Below are 21,679 nucleotides of genomic sequence, written 5' to 3'. Positions count from 1 at the left end.
GGGTGAAGCTTGCCCTCCCCCGGGAACCCTCCTCCCCTCGCAGGGTTCCTACGGGGTCGCCGGAGCCGAGTTCTCGCTGTCCTGGGGCCCGGCCGGGTCGCCGTCCCCGCCGCCCGCGGCGAACCAGCCGCCCACCGCGACGGCCGCGCAGAGCAGGAGGGCCGCGGCGCCCAGGGTGATGCGGCGTTTGCGGACGGCCGCCGCCTTGTTACGGGCGGAGCCGGGGCGCGGCTTTCCCGGGGAGCGCGGGGCGCGGGCGGTGCCGAGCGGGCCGCCGGCCAGCTCGTCGGGGGCGGGGACGCGCATGCTCGTGTGGGTGTCCCGGTTGGAGTCCGGGGACGAGCCGGGCACCAGCGGGACCGCCCCGCGGCGGCGCGGCTCCTCGGCGGACGGGGTGTACTGCTGCTCGTCGTACGCGGCCGGCTGCTGCTGCTCCGCCTCGTCGCCGCCGGGCTCGTCCACGTCCAGGGGCGGGATGCCGGCGAGGAGCGGGAGCAGGTCCCTCAGGCGTACGGCCAGCTCGGAGGCGCGCAGCCGGGAGGCCGGGGCCTTGGCCAGGCACTGCACCAGGAGCTGCCAGAGCTCCTCGGGGATGCCGGGGAGCGGGACGACGGTCTCGGTGACATGGCGGCGCAGGACTGCGCCGGGGTGGCCGCCGCCGAAGGGGGTGAACCCGGCGAGGAGCTCGTACAGCACGGTCGCGAGCGCGTAGATGTCGACGGCGGCGCGCGGCGGGAGGCCCTCGACGATCTCCGGGGCCAGGTAGTCCGGCGTACCGATGATCTTGGTGACCTTGGTGCGGCGCGGGGTGTCGATGAGCTTGGCGACGCCGAAGTCGGTGAGCAGGGCCGGGTGGGAGCCGCCGGGGCCGAGCGGGCCCTCCATGTCGAGCAGGATGTTCTCGGGCTTGACGTCCCGGTGGACGATCTGGGCCTTGTGGGCGGCGGCCAGGCCGTCGGCGACGTCCGCGATGATCGCGACGGCCGCCTCGGGGGCGAGGCGGCGTTCGCGGTCCAGTCGGGTGCGCAGGTCGGTGCCGCGTACGAGGGTCATGACCAGGGCGAGGTCGTTGCCGTCCACCACGAGGTCCCGGACGGCGACCACATGGGGGTGGTCGAGCCCGAGCAGGGCGGTGCGCTCCTGTACGAAGCGGCCCACGAGCTCCTGGTCGGACGCGAGGTCCTCACGGAGCAGCTTGATGGCGACCGGGCCCTCGGGCCCTTCGCCGAGCCACACCGTGCCGGCGCTGCCGCGCCCCAGGATCTGGTGGGCCGTGTACCGGCTGCCGATATTCCGTGCCAAGACTGCTCCCTCAGCGGCTGGCGGTGGGACCCCCGGTCGACAAAGTTACGCGGCGTTCGGGGTGGTGCGTGCCCGGGATGGCGCCAACCTGCACTTCTCCGGACCGAATCGGTCCGGAGAAGTCGACAAAGGGACAGGGTCGGGAGCCGTCAGGCCTCCGTCCGCGGCCCGTCAGGCCTCCGTCCGCGGCCGTCAGGATTCCGTCCGCGGCCGTCAGGCCCCGCCCGTGCCCCCGGATTCGCCGGTGGCCTCGCCGATCTGGGAAACCCAGTCGGTGACCTTGCCGATCGCGTCGCCGATCGCTTCCCAGTAGCCCTTGCCCTGGGCGACCCAGTCCTGGAGCGGGGTCAGCTCCCAGATCAGCCAGCCGGCGACGACCAGCAGCACGATCGTGAACAGGCAGCCCTTGAGGCAGCCGAGGCCGGGGATGCGCATCGGGTTGGAGCTGCGCTGCCTCGGCGGACGCGGCTCACGCGGCGGGCGCTGGGCCGGCTGCTGGGGCTGCTGCGGCTGCGGGGGCGCGTACTGCTGGCGCTGGGGCTGCTGCGGGGCCTGGTAGCGCTGCGGCTGGTGCTGTTGCTGGTGTTGAGGCTGGTGCTGCTGCTGGTGCTGCGGGTACTGCTGCTGGAGCGGCTGCTGCCGGTGCTGCGGAGGCTGCTGCTGCCGCTGCGGGGGCTGCTGCTGGCGCTGGGGGCGGCGGCGCAGGGGGTCCTGGCTCGGGTCCAGGTACTGCACCTGCGTCTGCTGGTTGCGGTCGCGGGCCGCCTGGAGCTGCGACTGCCAGGGGTGCGGGCCGTCCGGCTGCCGCTGCCCGTCGGGGTGCTGCGGCGGTACGGGCGGCATGACGGCGGTCGGGTCGGCGTGGCCCTGGTTGCCGTGGCCCTGGTTGTTGCCGGGGCCACCGGTCTGCGGGAGCACGCTGGTGGCCGCGCCGGGGTCGTACGAGCCCGCGTTGCTCGGCAGCACCTGGGTGGGGTCGGCTGCGCCGGGGGTCTCGGGGACGGCCGTGGGCGCCGGGTCGGGGGCGAGCAGGGCGCCCACCCCGTCGGCGGCGGCGATCTGGGCCGAGTTCGCGTGGACGCCGATGCCGGCGGCGACCGTACGCAGACCACGGGCCAGGTTCTCGGCGCTGGGCCGCTGGTCCGGGTCCTTGCGCAGGCAGCGCTCTATGACCGTCCACAGCGGTTCGGGGACGGTGGAGGGGCGGCGGGGCTCCTCGCTGAGGTGCCGGTGCAGGACTTCGAGGGCGGTGCCCCCGGCGAACGGCGGGCGGCCGGTGACCAGCTCGTACAGCAGGATGCCCGCGCCGTAGATGTCCACGGCGGAGGTCTGCGGGCGGCCCTCGGCGGACTCCGGCGCCACGTAGGCGGGGGTGCCGACGAACTCGTGCGTCCGGGTCAGCCCCGGGGAGTCGGCGAGCCTCGCGATGCCGAAGTCGGTGAGCATCGGGGTCATGCCGCCGTCCCGCTCGTCGAGCAGCACGTTGGCCGGCTTGAGGTCGCGGTGGACGACGCCGTCGGCGTGGCTGGCGGCGAGCGCGTCGGCGATCTGCGCGGTGAGCAGCGAGGCGGCGACCGGGGTGAGCGGGCCGTTCGCGCGGAGGTAGCGGTGCAGGTCCGGGCCGTCGATGAGATCCATCACCAGGGCGAGGAGATCGCCCTCGACGACCAGGTCGCGGGTGCGCACGATGTTCGGATGCGTGAGCCGGAGCAGCACGGAGCGCTCCCGCAGGAAGCGCATCACCACCTCGGCGTCGTTGGCGAGCTCCTCCTTGAGGACCTTGATCGCCACGGTCTCGCCGGGCTGCCCGGCGACGGCCGCCTCGGCGCCCGCGGTCTCCCGCTGGCGGGCTCGCCAGACGGTGCCCGTGGCGCCGCGTCCGAGCGGCTCCTCCAGGAGGTACTTGCTGCCTACAGGCCGCACGTCTTGCACTCCCTGCTGATCGTGGTGCTTGCGGTCCCCCGGGCCCACCCGGATGTGTCCGGGCCGACGCTCCGGCCCATGTTCCGGGCCACTCTAATGCCGTCGGGCACGGGGCCGGGGAGTCGCGTTTCGGGGGAAGACGCGCAGACCGGACAGATGGTTGCCGCACGCGGTTGGCGCTCGGGCGTCGGAGGCTCGAACAGCAGTGCCGTACGCCCGTGCGGGATGCGGCGGGCAACCCCCGCCACCAGGGTCCTGACGGCGGGAACCGGACGCAACCCGGCACTTTTGCGCCCACAGCCGACCATTCAAGATCATTTAAAGGTGACCGCCGGGCGTGTTGTCAGTGGCAGGTGCGAGGATGCCTCCAAGGACGGATCTGACGGGTCGGGAGCCCGGGGTCCGTGACGACCTGTACGGACGACCTGTCCGTGCCGGGTGGGGGGAATCACAGGGCGTTTCCCCTGCCGGGCACCCCGCGCAGAAGGGACCGCCGACGGCGATGCAGATCCGGCTGACCGTCCTCGCGCCGCGCAGCGGCCAGACCCCGGCGCGCGCCTGCGACGTGCTCGTCACCGCACCGGCCGGGACGGCACTGGCCGCGGTCGCCTCCGGCCTGGCCCAGGCCGTCTCCGGGCCCGAGGGCTCCCAGGGCGGCGGGGCGGTGGTGCTCTTCGCCGGGCGGGAGCGGCTGGACTCCCAGCGCATCGCCCTCGGTGAGCCGCCGCTGGTGGACGGGGCGGTCCTCTCGCTCCAGCTCCCCGGCGAGGACGAGGCGACGGACGACACCGTTCCGGCCCAGCTCCACGTGGTCGCCGGGCCGGACGCGGGCGGGGTCCATCTGCTGCACGGCGGGCAGATCCGGATCGGCCGCTCCGCCGAGGCCGATGTCCCGCTGGACGACCCGGACGTGTCCCGGCTGCACTGCGCGGTGACGGTCTCCGAGGACGGCCGGGTCGCGGTCGCCGACCTCGGCTCGACGAACGGCACCTCTCTGGACGGTACGGAGGTCCGCGACCGGCCCGTCCGCTTCCCGCCCGGCGCCCTGCTGCGGCTCGGCGAATCGACCCTCCGGCTGACGGCGGGCGGGCGTCCGGTGACGCTGCCGACGGCCCCGGACGGCGAGGGCCACCTGCGGGTGAGCCGCGTCGAGACGGAGCCGCACGCGCCGGACGCCGCGTTCGGGGGCCCGTCGCCGTCGCCTTCCCCCTACTCCCCCTACGCCCACCGCCCGGAGGCGACGAGGCGGGAGGGGCCGGTGGGGTACGCGGGCCAGGCTTCCGGCCCCGAACATGGCTCCCCCGAGGCGGCCGCGCGGCAGCGCACCCATGGCGGCCGGGAGCCGTTCCCGGCAGGCGGCGCGGGTGGGCGTGAGCCGTTCGGTGGCGGCGGTGCGGAATCGTTCGGTGGCGGCGGCCAGGATTCGTTCGGTTCGGGCGGCCAGGACTCCTTCGGCGCCGGTGAAACGCCCCGGCGCGGGGGCATAGGCGCCTGGGCCCGGCGGCTCAAGGGCGGTGGCGGCAGCAGGGGCGAGCAGGCGCAGGGCGCCGAGCGGCCGGGCCGGGGCTCATGGCCGGAGGCGGGCGCGGCCCCGTCCGGTCACGCCCATGCCCCGTCCGGTCACACCCCGCAGGCCCCGGGCTCCGACCCGTACGCCTCCTCCTTCGCCTCCGCCGGTTCCTTCGGCGACGCGGGGGGCCACCTCGCCACCCCCGCCTCGCCGCTCTCCCCCTTCTCCGCCGTGCCGTCCGCGCCCGAGGGCACCTGGCCGGACCCGGCGGCCGTGCTCCTGACCGCGCTGGGCCCCGGGCCCCGGCTGTGGGAGCGCCACGACGGGCACCCGGAGGCCCTGGTCGTGCGGCTCGGGACGACCGACCGGGCCGATGTGCCTTCGGTGCCGGTGACGGTGGGGCTGCGGGAGGCCGGTTCGCTGGGCCTCGCCGGGCCGCGCGCCCGGCTGGCGGGGCTCGCCCGCGCCACGGTGGCACAGCTCGCCGCCCTGCACTCCCCCTTCGACCTGGAGATCGTGCTCATCTCCACGGACCGCGCCCGCTCCCTGGAGGAGCGGCGGCGCGAGTGGTCCTGGCTGGGGTGGCTGCCGCATCTGCGCCCGATGCACGGGCAGGACTGCCGGCTCCTCCTCGCGTACGACCGTGAGCAGGCGGCCGCCCGCACGGCCGAGCTGGTCCGCCGCCTGGACGAGGGCCCGCTCGGTCCCGGCTGGCCCAACCTGGACCGCACCGGGGTGGCCGACGCCGCCCGCGCGCACACGGGCCCGCACACGGTGGTCATCCTGGACGGCGACCCGGGTACGGCGGCGCTGCGCGAGACCACGGCCCGGCTGGCCGGTGCGGGGGCGGCGGCGGGCATCCACCTGATCTGCCTGGCCGAGACCCCGGCGGCCTCCCCCACCTCCCCGGTGGCCGCGACGTACGACGCCGCCTGCCGGGCCTCCATCGCCTTCCGCGAGTGCGGGGCGGTCGCGATGCTCAGCGGCGATGTGGCGACGGCGCTGCGCCTGCTGCGTACGGCGGGCGGTCAGGCGGCGGGCCACGGCACGGTGGCCGCGGTGGACGCGGTGTCGGCGGCCTGGGCCGAGCGGTTCGGGCGGGCGCTGGCGCCCCTGCGCGACGAGGGCTCGGCCGCACTGGCGGGCCGCCCGACGACGGCGGCGCTGCCGCCCTCGGCCCGCCTGCTGGACGAGCTGGGCCTGGCCCGGGCCACCCCCGCGTCGCTGATGGCCCGCTGGGCCTCCACGGCGGAGCACCAGCCGGGCGCATCGGTGCCCCGCGCCGCCGCCGTCCCCCCGTCCCGGTCGGACCGGGAGACCCCCGGCTCGGGCCGCACGCTGAGCACCGGCCCCCGCGTCGGCCCCCAGCGCTCGTCGGGCGACGGCCACCGCTCCCAGGAGACGCCGGGCTCGGGCCGCACGCCGCACCCGGGAGCGGACCGCCAGGACTCCGGCCGCACGCCGTACCCGCGAGCAGGGGGCGGGGATTCCGGCCGCACGCCGTACCCGGCCGCCGAAACCCGGGGCTCCGGCCGCACGCCGTACCCGGATGCCGAAGCCAGGGACTCGGCCCGTAGGCCGTACCCGGCCGCGGACAGCCGGCACTCGGGCCGTACGCCCTACCCCCCGGCCGAAGCTCACGGCTCGGGCCGTACCCCGTACCCGGGCACCGACGCCCGCGACTCCGGCCGTACGCCCCACCCCGGGGCGGACGCCCGCGACTCCGAGCGCACCCCGTACCCCTCCCGCACCGCCCCCCGGGTCGGCCCGCAGGGGGGTGAGGCCGAGGCGGGGCGGGCGGCGGAGGCCGTGGACGCCGGGCGGCCCGTGCTCGTGCTCGGGGCCGGGCCCCGGGGTGCCCTCAGTGTCGATCTCGCCGACGAGGGCCCGCACCTCCTCATCGAAGGGCCCGCCGGCAGCGGGCGTACCGAGCTGCTGCGGGCCATCGCCGCCTCCCTCGCCTCCTCCGCCCGGCCCGACCGCCTCGGCATCCTGCTGGTCGACGGCTCCGGCGGAAAGACCGAGGAGCACGGCAGTTCAGCACCGGGGCTGCTCCCCTGTACGGAGCTGCCGCACGTATCCACCCATCTCGTCGCCTCCGACCCGGTCCGGATGCGGGAGTTCGCGCAGGCCCTCGGCGGCGAGCTGAAGCGCCGCGCCGAGCTGCTCGGCCCGCTGGACTTCGCCGCCTGGCACGCCCGGCACGCGGAAGCGGCCCAGCAGGAGGAGTCCCGGCGGGTCGTGGGCCAGCGTCCGCCGAGCGGCGCCGAGCGCCGGGGCGACCTGGACTCCCCGGCCAGCGGCACCCTGCGGCTGCGCCAGGTCGCGCCGCGGGCGTCGGACCCGGGCCCCTCGCCCCTGCCACGCCTGGTCGTGCTCGCCGACGACTTCGACGCACTGGTCGCTCCGGGGCTCGGCAGCCCCGGCCGCCCCGCCGCCGGTTCCGTGGTGCGGGCGCTGGAGGCCGTGGCGCGGGACGGCGGCCGGCTCGGGGTGCACCTGGTCGCCACCTCGGCGCGCCCGGACCGCACGGAGGACACCGAGCTGGCCCGGGGGGCGAGGCTGCGCATCGTGCTGGACGCGCCGGTCCTGCCGCCCTCCCCCGACGAACCGGCCCCGGGCCGGGGCAGGCTGGGCCACCCGGACGGCCGGGTGACCCCGTTCCAGGGGGGCCGGGTCACCGGCCGCATCCCGCGTACGGCGACGCTGCGGCCCACCGTCGTCCCGCTGGAGTGGGAGCGGATGGGCGATCCGCCGACCCGGCGCCCGGTCAGGGAGCTCGGCAACGGGCCGACGGACCTGGCCCTGCTCGCCAGCGCCCTGGAGCGCGCGGCCCGCTCGGTGAACGCCGAACGCCTGCCCCCGCTGATTCCGTTCCCGACCTGAGCCGACCCCGCCGGAATCCGCCGCTCCACCCCCTGGAGGCACGCGCCCGACCTGTCACTCCTGCCCCTGCCCGCCCGTCCCTCACCTCATTCCGCCGCATCCGCGCCGCATCTGCTGATACGACGTCACGAGGCCATCACGATCACCGTGTTGGGCCGGACGGCGGTATTGCGGGGCCCGTGCACCGGGCGTAGGACTGTGCGCACGGACGACGCAGCCCGGGCGACGACAGCGTGGTCGGGCGCGTACGGAAGAGACGGGGCAGGAATGCGTACAACCCTTTCCATACGCAGGGCCGCACTCGTCTTCACGGCGGTCGGCGCTCTGGCGCTGACCGGCTGCGGGGACGGCGGCGACGGCGGCGGGTCGAAGAAGTCGGGCGGCGGGACGGACAAGGGCACGGACAGCGCCCCCACCGTCACCCTGCCGAAGCTGGACGGGGAGAACATCTCCGTCGCCGCGGTCTGGACCGGGCCCGAGCAGGCCAACTTCACCAAGGTGCTGGGCGAGTTCGAGAAGCGTACGGGCGCGAAGGTCACCTTCGTCCCGGCCCAGGATCCGATCGTCAACTTCCTCGGTACGAAGATCGCGGGCGGCCAGCCCCCGGACGTCGCGATGATCCCGCAGGTCGGCGCCATCCAGCAGGCGGTGGCCAAGAAGTGGGCCAAGCCGGTCGGTGAGGAGGCGAAGGCCCAGCTGACGAAGAACTACGCCAAGGTGTGGCAGGACCTGGGCGCGGTGGACGGCACCCAGTACGGCGTGTACTTCAAGGCCGCCAACAAGTCCCTGATCTGGTACAACGCGGCGGCCTTCGACAACGCGGGCGCGGCCGAGCCGAAGACCTGGAAGGACTTCATCACCACCGCGGAGACCATCTCCGCCTCCGGTGTCACCCCGGTCTCCGTCGCGGGCGCCGACGGCTGGACGCTCACCGACTGGTTCGAGAACGTCTACCTCTCCCAGGCGGGCCCGGAGAAGTACGACCAGCTGGCACAGCACGAGATCCCGTGGACGGACCCGTCCGTCAAGGACGCGCTGACCACGCTCGCCGAGCTGTTCGGCAAGCCGGAGCTGATCGCGGGCGGCGCCGACGGGGCGCTCCAGACGGAGTTCCCGGCCTCGGTGACGCAGACGTTCACCGGTGGCGACCAGCCCAAGGGCGCCATGGTCTTCGAGGGCGACTTCGTCTCCATCAACATCGCGCAGACCGAGGCGAAGATCGGTACGGACGCGAAGGTCTTCCCGTTCCCGGCGGTCGGCGCGGACTCCCCCGTGGTGACCGGTGGCGACGCGGCCGTGGCGCTGAAGGACTCCAAGGGCGCCCAGGCGCTGCTGACCTGGCTGGCCTCGGCGGACGCGGCGAAGATCTGGGCCGAGGCGGGCGGGTTCATCTCGCCGAACAAGTCCCTGGACACCGCCGCGTACCCCAACGACGTGCAGCGCACGATGGCCGAGGCGCTCGTCGCGGCCGGTGACGACGTCCGCTTCGACATGTCGGACCAGGCCCCGCAGTCGTTCGGCGGGACGCCCGGCAAGGGCGAGTGGAAGATCCTCCAGGACTTCCTGAAGAACCCGAAGGATGTCGCGGGGGCCCAGCGGAAGCTGGAGTCCGAGGCGGCCAAGGCGTACAAGAGCTGACGCGGTGGCCACCACGAACGCGGAGGGCGCCGGTCCGGCGCCCTCCGCCTCCCCCTCCGCAGCCCCGGACCCGCGCCCGTCACCGAAGGCCAAGGGCAAGAGCGTCACCGGCACCCGTAAAGCCATCGCGGCGGCGTTCCTGCTGCCCGCGCTGGTGCTGCTCGGCGCCCTGGTGCTCTATCCGATCGGCTACTCGGTCTACCGGTCGTTCTTCGACCAGGCGGGCACGGGCTTCGCCGGGATCGACAACTACAAGGCGCTGTTCACCGACGACACGATCCTCACCGCGGTGAAGAACAACGCGATCTGGGTGGTGTTCGCCCCGACCGTCGCCACCGCGCTCGGCCTGATCTTCGCCGTCCTGACCGAACGGATCCGCTGGGGTACGGCGTTCAAGCTGATCGTCTTCATGCCGATGGCGATCTCGATGCTGGCGGCGGGCATCATCTTCCGCCTCGTCTACGACCAGGCGCCCGAGCGCGGGGTGGCCAACGCCGTCGCGGTGAGCGTGCACGACACGTTCAACGAGTCGGCCGGCTTCCCCAAGGCGCGCCCGCTGCCCGTGCACCCGCTGGAGAAGGGTGAGGGCGGGTCGTACGTCTCCAAGGAGCCGGTACGGGCCGGCGAAGCCGTCCAGGTGCCGCTGGTCGGCGTCGCTCCGGCGAAGATGCCCGGCGACGCCCGCCCGGCGAAGGCGGCCCCGGCGGCGGACGGTGACCGGATCACCGGCACGGCCTGGCTGGACTTCACCCGGGGCGGCGGCGGGAAGCCCAATGTCGTCGACCCGGAGGAGCTGGGCCTGAAGGGCCTGAAGGTCGAGGCGGTCAAGGACGGCAGGGTCGTCGCCACCGCGACCGCCGGGGCCGACGGGGTCTTCACCCTGCCCGCGTCGGCGGAAGGAGCCCAACTCCGCCTGCCCGCCGACAACTTCCGCGAGCCCTACAACGGCGTCGACTGGCTCGGCCCGTCCCTGGTGACCCCCGGGATCATCGGGAGTTACGTGTGGATGTGGGCCGGGTTCGCGATGGTGCTGATCGCGGCCGGTCTGGCCGGTCTGCCGCGCGAGCTCCTGGAGGCGGCCCGGGTGGACGGCGCCAACGAGTGGCAGGTGTTCCGCCGGATCACCGTGCCGATGCTGGCCCCGGTCCTGGCGGTGGTGCTGGTGACGCTGATGATCAACGTGCTGAAGGTCTTCGACCTGGTCTTCATCATCGCGCCGGGCTCCAGCCAGGACGACGCCAACGTCCTGGCCCTCCAGCTGTACCGGTCCTCGTTCGGCACGGACGCCGACCTGGGCATCGGCAGCGCCATCGCGGTGCTTCTGCTGTTGCTGGTGCTGCCGGTGATGCTGTTCAACATCCGGCGGATGCGGAAGGAGGCGCGGCGATGAGCACGCCCACGAGTAAGACCACGACACTCGAGGCCCGCAAAGCCGAGCAGTCCCTCGGCGCCCGGATCGCGGCGCGCCTCGGCGGCGGGGTGATGCGGGTCTTCCTGATCCTGGTCGCCCTGTTCTGGATCATGCCGACGATCGGCCTGTTCCTCTCCTCGCTCCGCGGCCCCGAGGACATCGCGGCCACCGGCTGGTGGAAGATCTTCACCGCCCCCTCCGAGCTGACCTTCGACAACTACCAGCGGCTGCTGGACAATTCGACGATCACCGGATCCCTCCTCTCCACCATCATGATCACCGTGCCGTCCACCGTCCTGGTGGTGGTGATCGGCTCGCTCGCCGGGTACGCCTTCGCCTGGATGGACTTCCCCGGCCGCGACTGGTGGTTCCTGCTGGTCGTCGGGTTGCTCGTGGTGCCCGTCCAGGTCGCCCTGATCCCGGTCTCCGAACTCTTCGGCACCATCGGGATCTTCGAGACGACGCTCGGGGTGGTCCTCTTCCACACGGCCTTCGGGCTGCCGTTCGCGATCTTCCTGCTGCGGAACTTCTTCGCGGAGATCCCGCGCGAACTGCTGGAGGCCGCACGGCTCGACGGGGCGGGCGAGATCCGTCTCTTCACCCGGGTCGTGATGCCGCTGGGCGGTCCGGCGATCGCCTCGCTCGGGATCTTCCAGTTCCTGTGGGTGTGGAACGACATGCTGGTGGCGCTGATCTTCGCGGGCTCCGACTCGCCGCCGATCACCGTGGCGCTCCAGCAGCAGGTACGCCAGTTCGGCAACAACATCGACGTCCTGGCGCCCGGCGCCTTCGTGTCGATGATCATCCCGCTGGTGGTGTTCTTCGCCTTCCAGCGGCAGTTCGTCTCGGGCGTCATGGCGGGGGCGGTCAAGTAGCCCCCGTAGCAACGCCCTCACCTACGCAGCAACGCCCTCACGTACGAGGGCACGTGCGACCACACGTACAGCTGTACGTCAACCCGAAGCGGCCAGGTTCCCCGGAACCGGGCCGCTTCGGCATGAAGTTCCCCCGAATGCCACGCCCGGCGTAACCCTGTCATTCCATCCGACGTTTGCGGGCCACCTGGTTCCCGCGAACGACCCATGGATGTGTAGTGCCCCGGTTCACTGTCATCGTGCCCGCATTCCGGGTCCAGGCGTATCTGCACGCGTGTCTGGATTCCGTGCTGAGCCAGTCCTTCAAGGACTTCGAGATCGTCGTGGTCGACGACTGCTCCCCGGACGCCTGCGGCCCGATCGCCGACGAGTACGCCCGCCGCGACCCCCGCGTCACCGCCCTCCACCTCCCCCGCAACGCCGGCCTCGGCCCGGCCCGCAACGCGGGTATGGAACGGGCGACCGGCGACTACCTGATCTTCCTGGACGGCGACGACACCCTCCTCCCGGAGTCCCTCCAGGCCATCGCCGACCGGATCGGGGCGACCGGCGACCCGGACGTCCTGATGTACGACTACGCCCGGACGTACTGGTCGGGCCGGAGCGTACGCAACGTCCTCGCGGACCGGCTCGACGAGCGCGGCCCCGCCTCCTTCCGGCTGGCCGACCGCCCCGAACTGCTCCACCTCCTCATGGTCGTCTGGAACAAGGCGTACCGCCGATCCTTCGTCGAGGCCGAAGGGTTCACCTTCCCGCCCGGCTACTACGAGGACACCCCCTGGACCTACCCGGTGCTGATGTCCGCCGGGTCGATCGCGGTCCTGGACGCGGTCTGCGTCTCCTACCGGCAGCGGCGGCGCGGCAACATCCTCTCCACCACCAGCGAGAAGCACTTCGACATCTTCGACCAGTACGACCGGGTCTTCGCCTTCCTCGACGCGCGCCCCGAACTCGACGTCTGGCGGCCCGTGCTGTTCCGCCGGATGCTCGACCACTTCTGCGCCGTCCACGCCTCCCCCGACCGGCTGCCCCGCCCCAGCCGCGCCGCCTTCTTCCGCCGGGCCACCGCCTCCTGCCGCCGCTACCGCACCCCCGGCGCCCCGGCCCCCCGCCGCGCCCGGCTCCGCCACGGCCTGCTGCGCTTCGGCGCGCGCCGCACCTACCGGGCCCTGGCGGTGGCCCGGCGGATCGGCGACGGGCTGCGGCGCGGCGTGGCCGCCCTGCGCCGGGCGGTGCGGGGCGCGGCGCTCCAGGCGCACTACCGCGTCCAGCTCCGGCTGCCGCTGCGCCCCCGGGACGCGGTCTTCGCCGTCTCCGGGAGCGGGGCGTACGCGGGCAGCCCGGCCGCGATCGAGGCGAAGGCGCGCGACCTGGTCCCGGGGCTGCGGACCACGTGGATCTGCGACCCCCGCCACGCCCGCACCGTGCCGCCCGCCACCCGCACCCTCACGCCCGGCACCTTCGCGTACGGGAGCGCCCTCGCCCGCTCCACGTACCTCGTGAACGACGCCGCCTTTGACCGCCGGCTGGTGAAGCGGCGCGGCCAGGTCCTCCTCCAGACCCACCGCGGCACCCCGCTCAGGACCGTCGGCACCGATCTCCTGGACCGGCCCGCCGCCGCCCGGGACACCGACTTCGAGCAGCTGCTGCGCGACGTCGACCGCTGGGACTTCGCCCTCTCCGCCAACCCGCACTCCACCCTCGTACGGGAGCGGGCCTACCCGTCCGGGTACACGACGCTGGAGTACGGCTCCCCGCGCAACGACGTCTACCACCGCGCCGGGCCCGCCGAGGTGGCCCGGCTGCGCGAGACGCTCGCCATCCCGGCGGGCGCCACGGCCCTCCTGTACGCGCCGGCCCCCCGCGACTACCGCCGCGTGCAGCGGCCCGCCCTGGATCTGGAGCAGCTCATCCGGGTGCTGGGCCCGCAGTTCGTGATCCTCGATCGCGCGCCCGGCAGCAGCGGTACGCGTACGGTGACGCATCCCCGGATCATCGACGTCACCGGCCACCCCTCCCCGGAGACGCTGGCGCTCGCCTCGGACGCGCTGATCACGGACTACGCGTCGCTGATGTTCGACTACGTCAACCTGGACCGCCCGGTGGTCCTGCATCTGGACGACATCGAGGCGTACGAGGCGGCCCGGGGAACCTACTTCGACATCACGTCGTTCCCGCCCGGCGTCGTCGCGCGCAGTCAGGACGAGATGTTCGACATCTTCGCCACCGACCACTGGCGTGGCTCGCGCTCGGCCCAGCTGCGGGCGGCGTTCCGGGCCCGGTTCTGTCCGTACGACGACGGGAACGCGGCCGAGCGTGTGGTGCGGCGGGTCTTCCTCGGCGAGACGGACGGGCTGCCGCTGCCCGTCCCGCCCTCGGCCCGGCGGGCGGTTCTCCCGGCGCAGCAGAACACGGCGGAGACGCGGGTGGGCCAGGGCTGAGCCGGGGCCCCGCTCACCGCTCCAGGAACACGGAGCTCACCGCTCCAGGAACACGGAGCTCACCGCTCCAGGAACGCGAACAGCTCCTCCCAGCGCCGCCCCACCTCCGGCTCCGAGAACCGCTGGGCGCCCGACCGTGCCCGGGCCCCCAACGCGTCGCGCAGCCGGGGGTTGCCGGTCAGCCGGAGCAGCCGGTCGGCGAGGGCGGCGGTGTCCCCGGCGGGGGCGAGGAGCCCGTCCTCGCCGTCCCGGACGATCTCGCGGACCCCGGGCGCGCAGTCGAAGGCGGCGCACGGCACCCCGCTGGCCATCGCCTCCAGGAGCGCCAGCGGGAAGCCCTCGCCCCGGGAGGACTGGACGAAGACGGAGGCGCCCGCGAGGGCCGCCTCCACGTCGTCCGTACGGCCCATCCACTCCACGGACCCGTCCAGCCCGAGCCCGGTGCACTGCGCCTTCAGCGCGGCCTCGTCCTCGCCCGTCCCGTACAGGCGCAGCCGCCAGTCGGGGCGCTGCGGGGCGACCAGGGCCCAGGTGTCGAGGAGGAGGTCGATGCCCTTCTGGTCGGTGAGGCGGCCGATGGCGGCCACGGTCCGGGCGGTGCGCGGGGAGGGGACGTGGGGCAGGCGGGCGAGGGCGTTGGGGAGGAAGCCGACGTTGTCGAAGCCGTCGCCCGCCCACCGGTCGGCGTCCTCCTCGGTGAGGACGAGCCAGTGGTCGATGTCCCGGTAGTGGTTCTTGATCCAGCGGTAGCGGTGGCTCGCGCGGGAGTAGTCGTAGGACTCGTGGCTCATCCCGATGACCCGCAGCCCGGTGGTGTCGGCCTCGCCGACCCACTCCATCGCCCAGACCTGGGTGACGACGACGACCGCGCCGGGCCGGGCGGCGGCGAAGAGCTCCGAGAGCCGCGCGACCGCCCGCCGCTTCTCCGCCACCCGGGCCGCCTCCCGGCGCCGGGTGGGGATGCGGAAGCGGTCCCGGACGCCCCGGGGCGTCCATGGGGTCGGCGGGTGGGCCGGGTAGAGGGCGGTGACGGCGTGACCGGGCTCGGCGGGCAGGGCCATCTTCCGGTCGGAGGCGTGGATACCGATGACGTGGACACGGTGGCCCTGCTCGGTGAAGAGGCGGGCGGTCTGGTGCGTCCAGGCGGTGACACCGCCGAGTTCGTCGGTGCTGTTGGAGACGATGAAGATGTCGCGGCTCATCGGCCGGCCCCCCGGTCGTGGTGGTCGGTGGTACGGGAGGCACCCTGCGGCGAGAACACCGCGGCGACGACCTGGCGAGCCGCGTCTCCCCGGTCGTAGGCCCCGAACTCCGCGGCGAACGCGGCCCGGTGGGACGCATGACGGATATCGGACTTCTTCAACTCGGCCAGCTGCCCGAAGAGTTCTTCCTGGGTCGCGGTCACCGGGCCCGGCGCCTTCTCCCGCAGGTCGAAGTAGCTGCCGCGCTCGGCGGCGTACGTGTCGAGGTCGGGGGCGTACAGGAGGACGGGCCGGTCCAGCAGCGCGAAGTCGAACATGATCGAGGAGTAGTCGGTGACCAGGACGTCGGCCAGGGCGAGGAGCTCGCTGACGTCGTGGTGGCGCGAGACGTCGATCACCGTGCCGGGCGGGCAGAGCGGGAGCCGGGCGGCCTCCAGGTAGTGCGCCCGGACGAGGAGGGTGTACGAGTCCCCGAAGCGCTCGGCGAACTCCCTTACGTCCAGCAGCAGTCGACGCCTGGCCTGTCTCCCGCCCGCCGCCGGGCCGCCCCGGAACGTCGGCGCGTAGAGGACCACCTTCTTGTGGTCGTCGATCCCGAGCGCCCCGGCCAGTGGCGGGCGCGGCAGCCGTCCCTCGGTCTCGGTGCGGGTGCGCTCCGCGATCAGGGCGTCGTTGCGCGGGTAGCCGGTGCGCAGCAGCCGGTCCTCGGGGAGGCGGTAGGCGCGGGCGAGGGTGGCCACGTCGTGCTCGGAGCGGACGAGGAAGTGGTCGAAGCGGTGGACGGCCTGCTGGAGGCGTTCGCGCTGGGGGGCGTTCTGAAGCCGTACGCGGGTCTCGTCGAAGCCCATCCTCTTGTACGCGGAGCCGTGCCAGGTCTGGAGGTAGGTGGTGCGGGCGGGCTTACGGAGGTGCTGGGGGAAGCCCTGGTTGTCGACCCAGTACTCGGCGCGGGCCAGCGCCCAGAGGTAGCGCCAGGACCAGCGGCGTACGAGGCGGGCGTCGTCCGGGAAGCCGGCCGGGGAGGTGTCGTAGGACCATGTCGCGCGGAGCTTCAGCCCTTGGCGGCGGATCTCCTCGTGGAGGGCGCGCGGGCTGTCGCCGTAGCAGCGGCCCATGTGGCTCTCGAAGACGACGGAGCCCCGGCATACGGGGAGGCGGATGAGCCAGCTGTTGTACGTGGTCGCCTTGAAACCCCGGGAGCGGTAGCGGTCCAGCCGCTTGCGCAGGGCGCGGGCGAGGAGCTTCGCCTTGCGGGCGGGGCGGAAGTGGGTGGCGTACCGCACCAGGCGGCGGGTGGTCCGGGCGGGGCGGCGGCGGGCGGTGAGGCGGAGGGCCAGGTGGTCCTTGAGGGTGATGTAGGGCTCCCAGGTGTCCCCGGCGAGCTGCCCGAGCCGGGGCCGGGCGGCGAACCGGCCCGCCCCTTCCACGAGGTCCTGCGGGCCGAAGAGATCGCTGACGGACCGCACTCCTCCCGCCTCCACGATCAGCCGCGCGTCCCAGGCGGTGTCGCGGACGCCGACCGGGCGCAGGAGGCGTGAGACGTCGGCGCGCGCCCCCCATGTGACCCCGTTCCCGTCGTGGCGTACGTCGTCCACCGGGAACGCGACGGCGCGCGCCCCACCCCGGGCCCGGAACTCCAGGGTGGCGGTGAAGGGGGCGTCGGGTGTCAGGTGCGAGGGCAGCACGAGGCGGCCCTCCAGCAGCAGCCGGCCCTCCTCTGCGGTGCAGCGGGTGAGCCGGTTCATCAGCCGGGCCCCACCGAACTGCCGGTACTGATGGCCGAGTTCGGTGACGTCGACGGGACAGTGCTCGTCCCACTCCACCCGCCCGCCCTCGCCCGCGGCGACCGGGGCGCAGACGGTGGCGGGCCGGCTCAGCGCGTACGCCGCCGTCAGGACACCCTCCGCGTCGCCCCGGGCCAGCAGGGTGGCCGCGACCCGCTCCAGCGGCGGCAGCTCGTGCGGTACGGGGGCGGTCAGGACGCGGGCGGCCGTGGCGGCGGCCCGCGTACGGCGGGCGGCGGGGAGCCGGGGGAAGGAGCGGGCCAGCGGCACCAGATGATCCCGTACGAAGGCCCGCTCCCGCTCCTCGCGCAGAGCGGGCAGCCCGTGGGCGTCCAGGGTGGCGGCGACCCGGCGGTGGGCCTCCACCAGGGCGGCGAGGTCGCGGGCCCGGTCGGGTACGGCACGGCCGGTCACGATCAGCCGCCGCACCAGGGCGATCCGGCCGACGGCCGCGGCGGCGAGGGGGCCGAAGAGGATCTCGCCGTGCGCCAGGTCCTCCTCGTACCGCAGCCCGTGGCGCCGGGCGGCCTCCCGGCGCAGGCAGAACCCGGTCACCAGGGCGTCCCGGACGACGAGTTGGGGTGCGTCGGCGAACCCGGCGACGGTACGGGAGCGGGCGTACAGCTCGCCCTGCCACGGCGGCTCCTGCTCCTTGCCGCCCTCCTCCGTGGTCCGGCTCCACCTCCCGGCGACCAGGTCGGCCCGGCTGCGCTCGCCCGCCTGCCAGAGGTTGCGGCAGGCGTGGCGGTGGAGGCGCTCGCCGGGGGTGAGCACCAGGACGTACCGCCCGGTCGCCGCGTCCAGGCCCGCGTTACGCAGGGCGCCGGTGGTGCGGGCCGCCGGGTCGGGGTGGATCAGGCGGACCCGGTCGGGGGAGCTGTCGGCCAGGGCGCGGGCGGCGGTGCGGGTGGGCCCGTCGGCGCGGGCGGCGAGGACGACGACAGCCTCGGAGCCGCGCAGCGACTGGCCGAGGACGGACGCGACGGAGGCGCGCAGGGCGTCGGGGCCCTCGCTGCCGCCGTTCTCCCCGCCAGCGGTGATCACACAGCTGAAGTCGGTCATGCCCGCACCTCCTTGAGCATCCGGTCGACGACCTTCACGGCCGCGCTCCCGTCGTCGAGATCGCAGAACGCCTCCCGGCACCGCTCGTACGCCTCCCGGTGCCCGGCGACGGCGGCCTCCGGGTCGCGCAGGGCGGCCACGATGCCCTCTGAGTCGGGGATCAGGGGCCCGGGGGCCCGGTGCTCGAAGTCGAAGCAGAAGCCGCGCAGGGTGTCCCGGTAGTGGGCCAGGTCGTGGGTGTGGAAGAGCATCGGGCGGCCGGTCTGCGCGAAGTCGAACATGATCGAGGAGTAGTCGGTGACCAACACGTCGCTGATCAGGAGGAGTTCGGCGACGTCCGGGTGGCGCGAGACGTCCCGTACGACGTCGGTGTCAGGGACGCTGCCGCCGACGAGGTAGTGGCGGCGCACCAGGAGGACGTGGTCGTCACCCAGCGCCTCGCGGGCCTGTTCCAGGTCGAGTTGGTGGCCGGGGTCGTACCGACCGCCCTGCCGGGGCCGGTCCTCGCGCCAGGTGGGGGCGTACAGGACGACCCGCCGCCCCTCGGGGATCGCGAGCCGCTCCCGTACGGCGGCGGCGACCTTCGCCCGGTCGGGCGCGTACAGCAGGTCGTTGCGCGGGTAACCGGACTCCAGCACCTCGCCCGAGTAGCCGAAGGCGCGGCGCAGGACGGGGGTGGAGAAGCTGTTCGGGGAGACGAGCACGCTCCACTGGGCGGACCGGCGCTCCATGGAGGCCATGTAGGCGGCGTCCGCGTGCGGGGTGCCCGCGAGGTCGCGGCCGATGCGCTTGAGCGGGGTGCCGTGCCAGGTCTGGACGACGCACTGCCCCTCGGCCCGCTCGAACCACTGCGGCAGGTGGGTGTTGGTGACGAGCCAGCGGCTCCGGGCGAGCGCCTCGTACCACTCGGCGCTGTGCAGGGCGATGGCGCGGACCCCCTCGGGCACGGCCGCCTGCTGGTCGCGGACGACCCAGAGGTGCTCGATGTCCGGTTCGCGGGAGACCAGTTCACGGTGGATCGCGCGGGGCGAGTCGGAGAACTGTCGGCCGTCGAAGCTGGAGTAGAGGACGGCCTGACGCAGCTGGTCCCGGTCGCCGGTGCGGAGTGCGGCGTACCGCTCGCGCTGGATCCGCTGCCCGTACGGGCCCTGCTCGGTGACCGGCAGGGCGCTGCCCGACTCCAGGACGAGCCGGTCGTGGTAGCGCCGCTGAAGGGTGAAGGGCCTTCCGCCGGATGCCTGTTGGAGGGGGAACGTGGCGTGCAGCGGTGGGGCCAGGCGCACCGGCCGGTACGCTTCGGGGTCGCGCTCGCCGGGCTCGCGGAGGAAGAGGTACCAGCGCCCCTCGGCGAGCGGCAGGGGACCACCCGGCCCGTCGACGGCGGCCGGGCGGACGACGGCCCGGAAGCGGCCGCCCCCCGCCAACTCCACGTCGGCCGTCCCCTCTTCGTGGTGCCCGCTGTGCCGCAGCACCAGCTCACCGATGGTGCCGGACGGCTCCGGGAAGGCGCCTTCGAGGACCAGCTCCCCGCTATCGGCCCACTGCACGGAGGTGACGACGGGCTGCACGGCCCGGTCGGTGAGGACGAGGTCGCCGGACGGGTTGGGAGCCACGTACACCTCACGGCCGCCGGGGATGCCGGGGAGCGGGTAGCGGCCGGCCTCGGTGTCGGTCCGGGCGGCGACAGTCAAACGCTCCTTGCCACCGACCAGTTGTGCGCCCCAGATCTCGTCCTGACCCCGGAACGCGCTCAGCGGGATGTCAGCGGCGCGGGACCCCAGCGAGCCGCGCAGGGCGAACTCCTGGGTCTCCTTGGTGCGCCACTCGGTCAGCCGCAGGGCGACGGGCCCGTCGTCTTCGAGGACCTTCACTTCGAGGCGCAGGGTGTCGTCGTCGACGGCCGACTGTCCGGTGAGGACGGCGGCGACGCGTTCGGTGCGCAGCTCCAGCTTGTTGCCGGAGAGGACGGGGACGACCCTGGTCCGCTCGTCGGTGTACAGGGGGGCGGGCGGGGCGGGGGTGCCGGTGAGCCGCATCGGGCCCCGGCGGAGGCGGCCGGCGCCGAAGAGGGCGGCCTCCAGCTTCCAGGTCGTACGAATCCCCTTGCCCCGGGCGGCGATCGTGCGCGGGTCCACGACGGCCTCGAACCCCGCGCGCTCGTACCGGTGCAGGGAGCGCCCGGACCGGGCGGTGGCCTCGTCCCCGCCGGAGCCGCCGGAGCCCCGGGAGCCTCCGGTGGGGCGCAGCCGCAGCGGGATCAGCCGCTTCCCTGCCCGCAGCCAGCCGAGCCGGGGCGGCGGCCCGCCGGGGACGTTGCGCACGTACGCGTACCCGGTCAGCCGCAGCATCCCGTCCCGCCACACGGCCTCGGTGAGGTGGGCGTGGACCGGGAGGTCGGCGGGGGCGAGCACGGTGGTGGCGGGTGGCAGCGGATCCCGGAGGGCGGGGAGGTGGGCGCGGGGGCGGAGGAGTCCGCGTACGTGGAAGGCGTCCCGGTCCGTCTTCTCCTCCGCGAGCAGCGCGAGGAGTTCGGCGGACCGGCGCTCCCGGATGAGCTGCCACTTGACCCGCAGGTCCAGCGGCAGACCGGCGAGAACGGCGGGCTCGACGGTGGCCGCGAAGGCTCCCGCGTGATCGAGGAAGGCCGTGTGGAACTCCTCGTCGCCGTCCGGCAGCGCCTCGATGAACAGCCACAGGTCGCCGGAGAGCGCGTGCGCGTCGTAGCGCCGTTTGGCCTCGGCCATACCCTCCCGGCCCGCGAGGAAGCGGCTGACGGTGGTGACGGCGGTGACCCGGTCGCGGATGCCCTTCGGGACGGCCCGCCGGGTGGTGATGGAGCCGTCGCGGTCGCGCCAGTGGTAGACGGGCTCCTCGACGACGTCGACCGAGCGGGCCAGGAAGTGGGCGGGCAGGACGACGGCGATGTCCTCGTACAGCACGCCCGTCGGGAAGGCGAAGGCGTGCTCGTCCCAGAAGGTGCGGCGGAACACCTTGTTGCAGGCGATGCGGTCGCCCAGCAGGATCCAGTCCCGGGTGACGTGGGTGGCGGGGCGGGCCTTCTCCATCGGCTTGCGGAACATCGGGGACTGTTCGAGCGCCCCGTTCGCCCGCAGCCGCAGCACGTTGCCGGTCGCGAAGTCGGAGCCGGAGCTGTCGAGTTCGGCGAGCATCCGTGCATACGCGCCGGGGGGCACGACGTCGTCGCTGTCGACGAACGTGAGGAACTCAGCCCTCGGGTCGGCCGCGCGGACCCCGGCGTTACGGGCCGCGCCGAGCCCGGCGTTCTCCTGTCGGATCAGCCGGAAGCGCGGGTCGCGGTCCACGAACTCCTGTGCCAGGGCAGGCCCGTTGTCCGTGGAGCCGTCGTCGACGAGGACGACCTCCAGGTCAGCCATGGTCTGTTCGGCGAGCGAGGTCAAGCAGGCACCGAGGTACTCCTCGACGTTGTAGAGGGGGACGACGACGGTGAGACGGGGTGCCATCGCAGCGCACGATCCTTCCGGGCGGACGACATCGGGGGACGGCCATCAAGCGGTATGAGGGGGCCACGGTGTACAACCCGCGCCGCGGGGACCGGTCACCCGAGGGAAGCCATTCGGGTGACGGGGAGGGCGGGTTCGCGCGTCCGGGGGCGCGCCCGCGACG

The 21,679-nt window shown here is 74.1% G+C and carries 10 protein-coding genes; 5 read left to right on the top strand and 5 right to left on the bottom strand.

All coding sequences use genetic code 11. The features are described 5' to 3' along the window. Positions 1–48: 48 nt before the first annotated feature. On the bottom strand, positions 49–1,302 hold the full coding sequence (locus tag R2B67_RS22895; RefSeq protein ID WP_317820671.1) for a serine/threonine-protein kinase: 1,254 nt from the start codon (positions 1,300–1,302) through the stop codon (positions 49–51). A gap of 213 nt (positions 1,303–1,515) precedes the next feature. Beyond that, positions 1,516–3,225, bottom strand: a complete 1,710-nt coding sequence (locus R2B67_RS22890) for a serine/threonine-protein kinase (RefSeq protein ID WP_317820669.1) — start codon at positions 3,223–3,225, stop codon at positions 1,516–1,518. A 502-nt stretch (positions 3,226–3,727) separates the two neighbouring features. On the opposite strand from R2B67_RS22890, the gene R2B67_RS22885 reads away from it, so the two are divergent. The 5 genes from R2B67_RS22885 to R2B67_RS22865 all read left to right on the top strand — a co-directional run bounded on the left by R2B67_RS22885 (position 3,728) and on the right by R2B67_RS22865 (position 13,986). Continuing rightward, positions 3,728–7,621, top strand: a complete 3,894-nt coding sequence (locus tag R2B67_RS22885) for an FHA domain-containing protein (RefSeq protein WP_317820667.1) — start codon at positions 3,728–3,730, stop codon at positions 7,619–7,621. A 267-nt stretch (positions 7,622–7,888) separates the two neighbouring features. Continuing rightward, the gene (locus tag R2B67_RS22880) at positions 7,889–9,259 is read left to right on the top strand and encodes an ABC transporter substrate-binding protein (protein ID WP_317820666.1); all 1,371 of its coding nucleotides are present in this window, start codon (positions 7,889–7,891) and stop codon (positions 9,257–9,259) included. 4 nt (positions 9,260–9,263) lie between these two features. Then, a complete protein-coding gene (locus R2B67_RS22875) occupies positions 9,264–10,649 on the top strand; it encodes a carbohydrate ABC transporter permease (RefSeq protein ID WP_317820665.1) in 1,386 nt (461 codons plus the stop codon). Continuing rightward, complete coding sequence (locus R2B67_RS22870) at positions 10,646–11,545, top strand: carbohydrate ABC transporter permease (RefSeq protein WP_317820664.1); 900 nt, start codon at positions 10,646–10,648, stop codon at positions 11,543–11,545. Before R2B67_RS22875 ends, R2B67_RS22870 begins: the two co-directional genes overlap by 4 nt. A gap of 218 nt (positions 11,546–11,763) precedes the next feature. Then, positions 11,764–13,986 (top strand): bifunctional glycosyltransferase/CDP-glycerol:glycerophosphate glycerophosphotransferase, encoded by a 2,223-nt coding sequence (locus R2B67_RS22865; protein WP_317820663.1) that lies wholly within the window; start codon positions 11,764–11,766, stop codon positions 13,984–13,986. Positions 13,987–14,045: 59 nt separating this feature from the next. On the opposite strand, the gene R2B67_RS22860 is transcribed toward R2B67_RS22865, so the two are convergent. Genes R2B67_RS22860 through R2B67_RS22850 form a run of 3 tightly spaced genes read right to left on the bottom strand, consistent with a single transcriptional unit; the run spans position 14,046 to position 21,516 of the window. Beyond that, positions 14,046–15,188, bottom strand: a complete 1,143-nt coding sequence (locus tag R2B67_RS22860; protein ID WP_317820662.1) for a glycosyltransferase — start codon at positions 15,186–15,188, stop codon at positions 14,046–14,048. Next, entirely contained in the window at positions 15,185–18,034 is a 2,850-nt protein-coding gene (locus tag R2B67_RS22855; RefSeq protein ID WP_317820661.1) for a bifunctional glycosyltransferase/CDP-glycerol:glycerophosphate glycerophosphotransferase, read from the bottom strand. The genes R2B67_RS22860 and R2B67_RS22855 overlap by 4 nt, the downstream gene beginning before the upstream one ends. Then, a complete protein-coding gene (locus R2B67_RS22850) occupies positions 18,031–21,516 on the bottom strand; it encodes a bifunctional glycosyltransferase/CDP-glycerol:glycerophosphate glycerophosphotransferase (protein ID WP_317820659.1) in 3,486 nt (1,161 codons plus the stop codon). Before R2B67_RS22850 ends, R2B67_RS22855 begins: the two co-directional genes overlap by 4 nt. Positions 21,517–21,679: the final 163 nt, after the last annotated feature.

It is taken from the genome of Streptomyces cyaneofuscatus (assembly GCF_033109485.1).
Classification (GTDB): Bacteria; Actinomycetota; Actinomycetes; order Streptomycetales; family Streptomycetaceae; genus Streptomyces; species Streptomyces cyaneofuscatus.
This window is presented reverse-complemented; position numbering and strand designations above follow the sequence as displayed.

Coding starts and splice junctions, on each gene's coding strand:
- R2B67_RS22885 (WP_317820667.1), top strand. CDS start 3,728: ATGCAGATCCGGCTGACCGTCCTCGCGCCGCGCAGCGGCCAGACCCCG.
- R2B67_RS22880 (WP_317820666.1), top strand. CDS start 7,889: ATGCGTACAACCCTTTCCATACGCAGGGCCGCACTCGTCTTCACGGCG.
- R2B67_RS22870 (WP_317820664.1), top strand. CDS start 10,646: ATGAGCACGCCCACGAGTAAGACCACGACACTCGAGGCCCGCAAAGCC.
- R2B67_RS22860 (WP_317820662.1), bottom strand. CDS start 15,188: ATGAGCCGCGACATCTTCATCGTCTCCAACAGCACCGACGAACTCGGC.
- R2B67_RS22855 (WP_317820661.1), bottom strand. CDS start 18,034: ATGACCGACTTCAGCTGTGTGATCACCGCTGGCGGGGAGAACGGCGGC.
- R2B67_RS22850 (WP_317820659.1), bottom strand. CDS start 21,516: ATGGCACCCCGTCTCACCGTCGTCGTCCCCCTCTACAACGTCGAGGAG.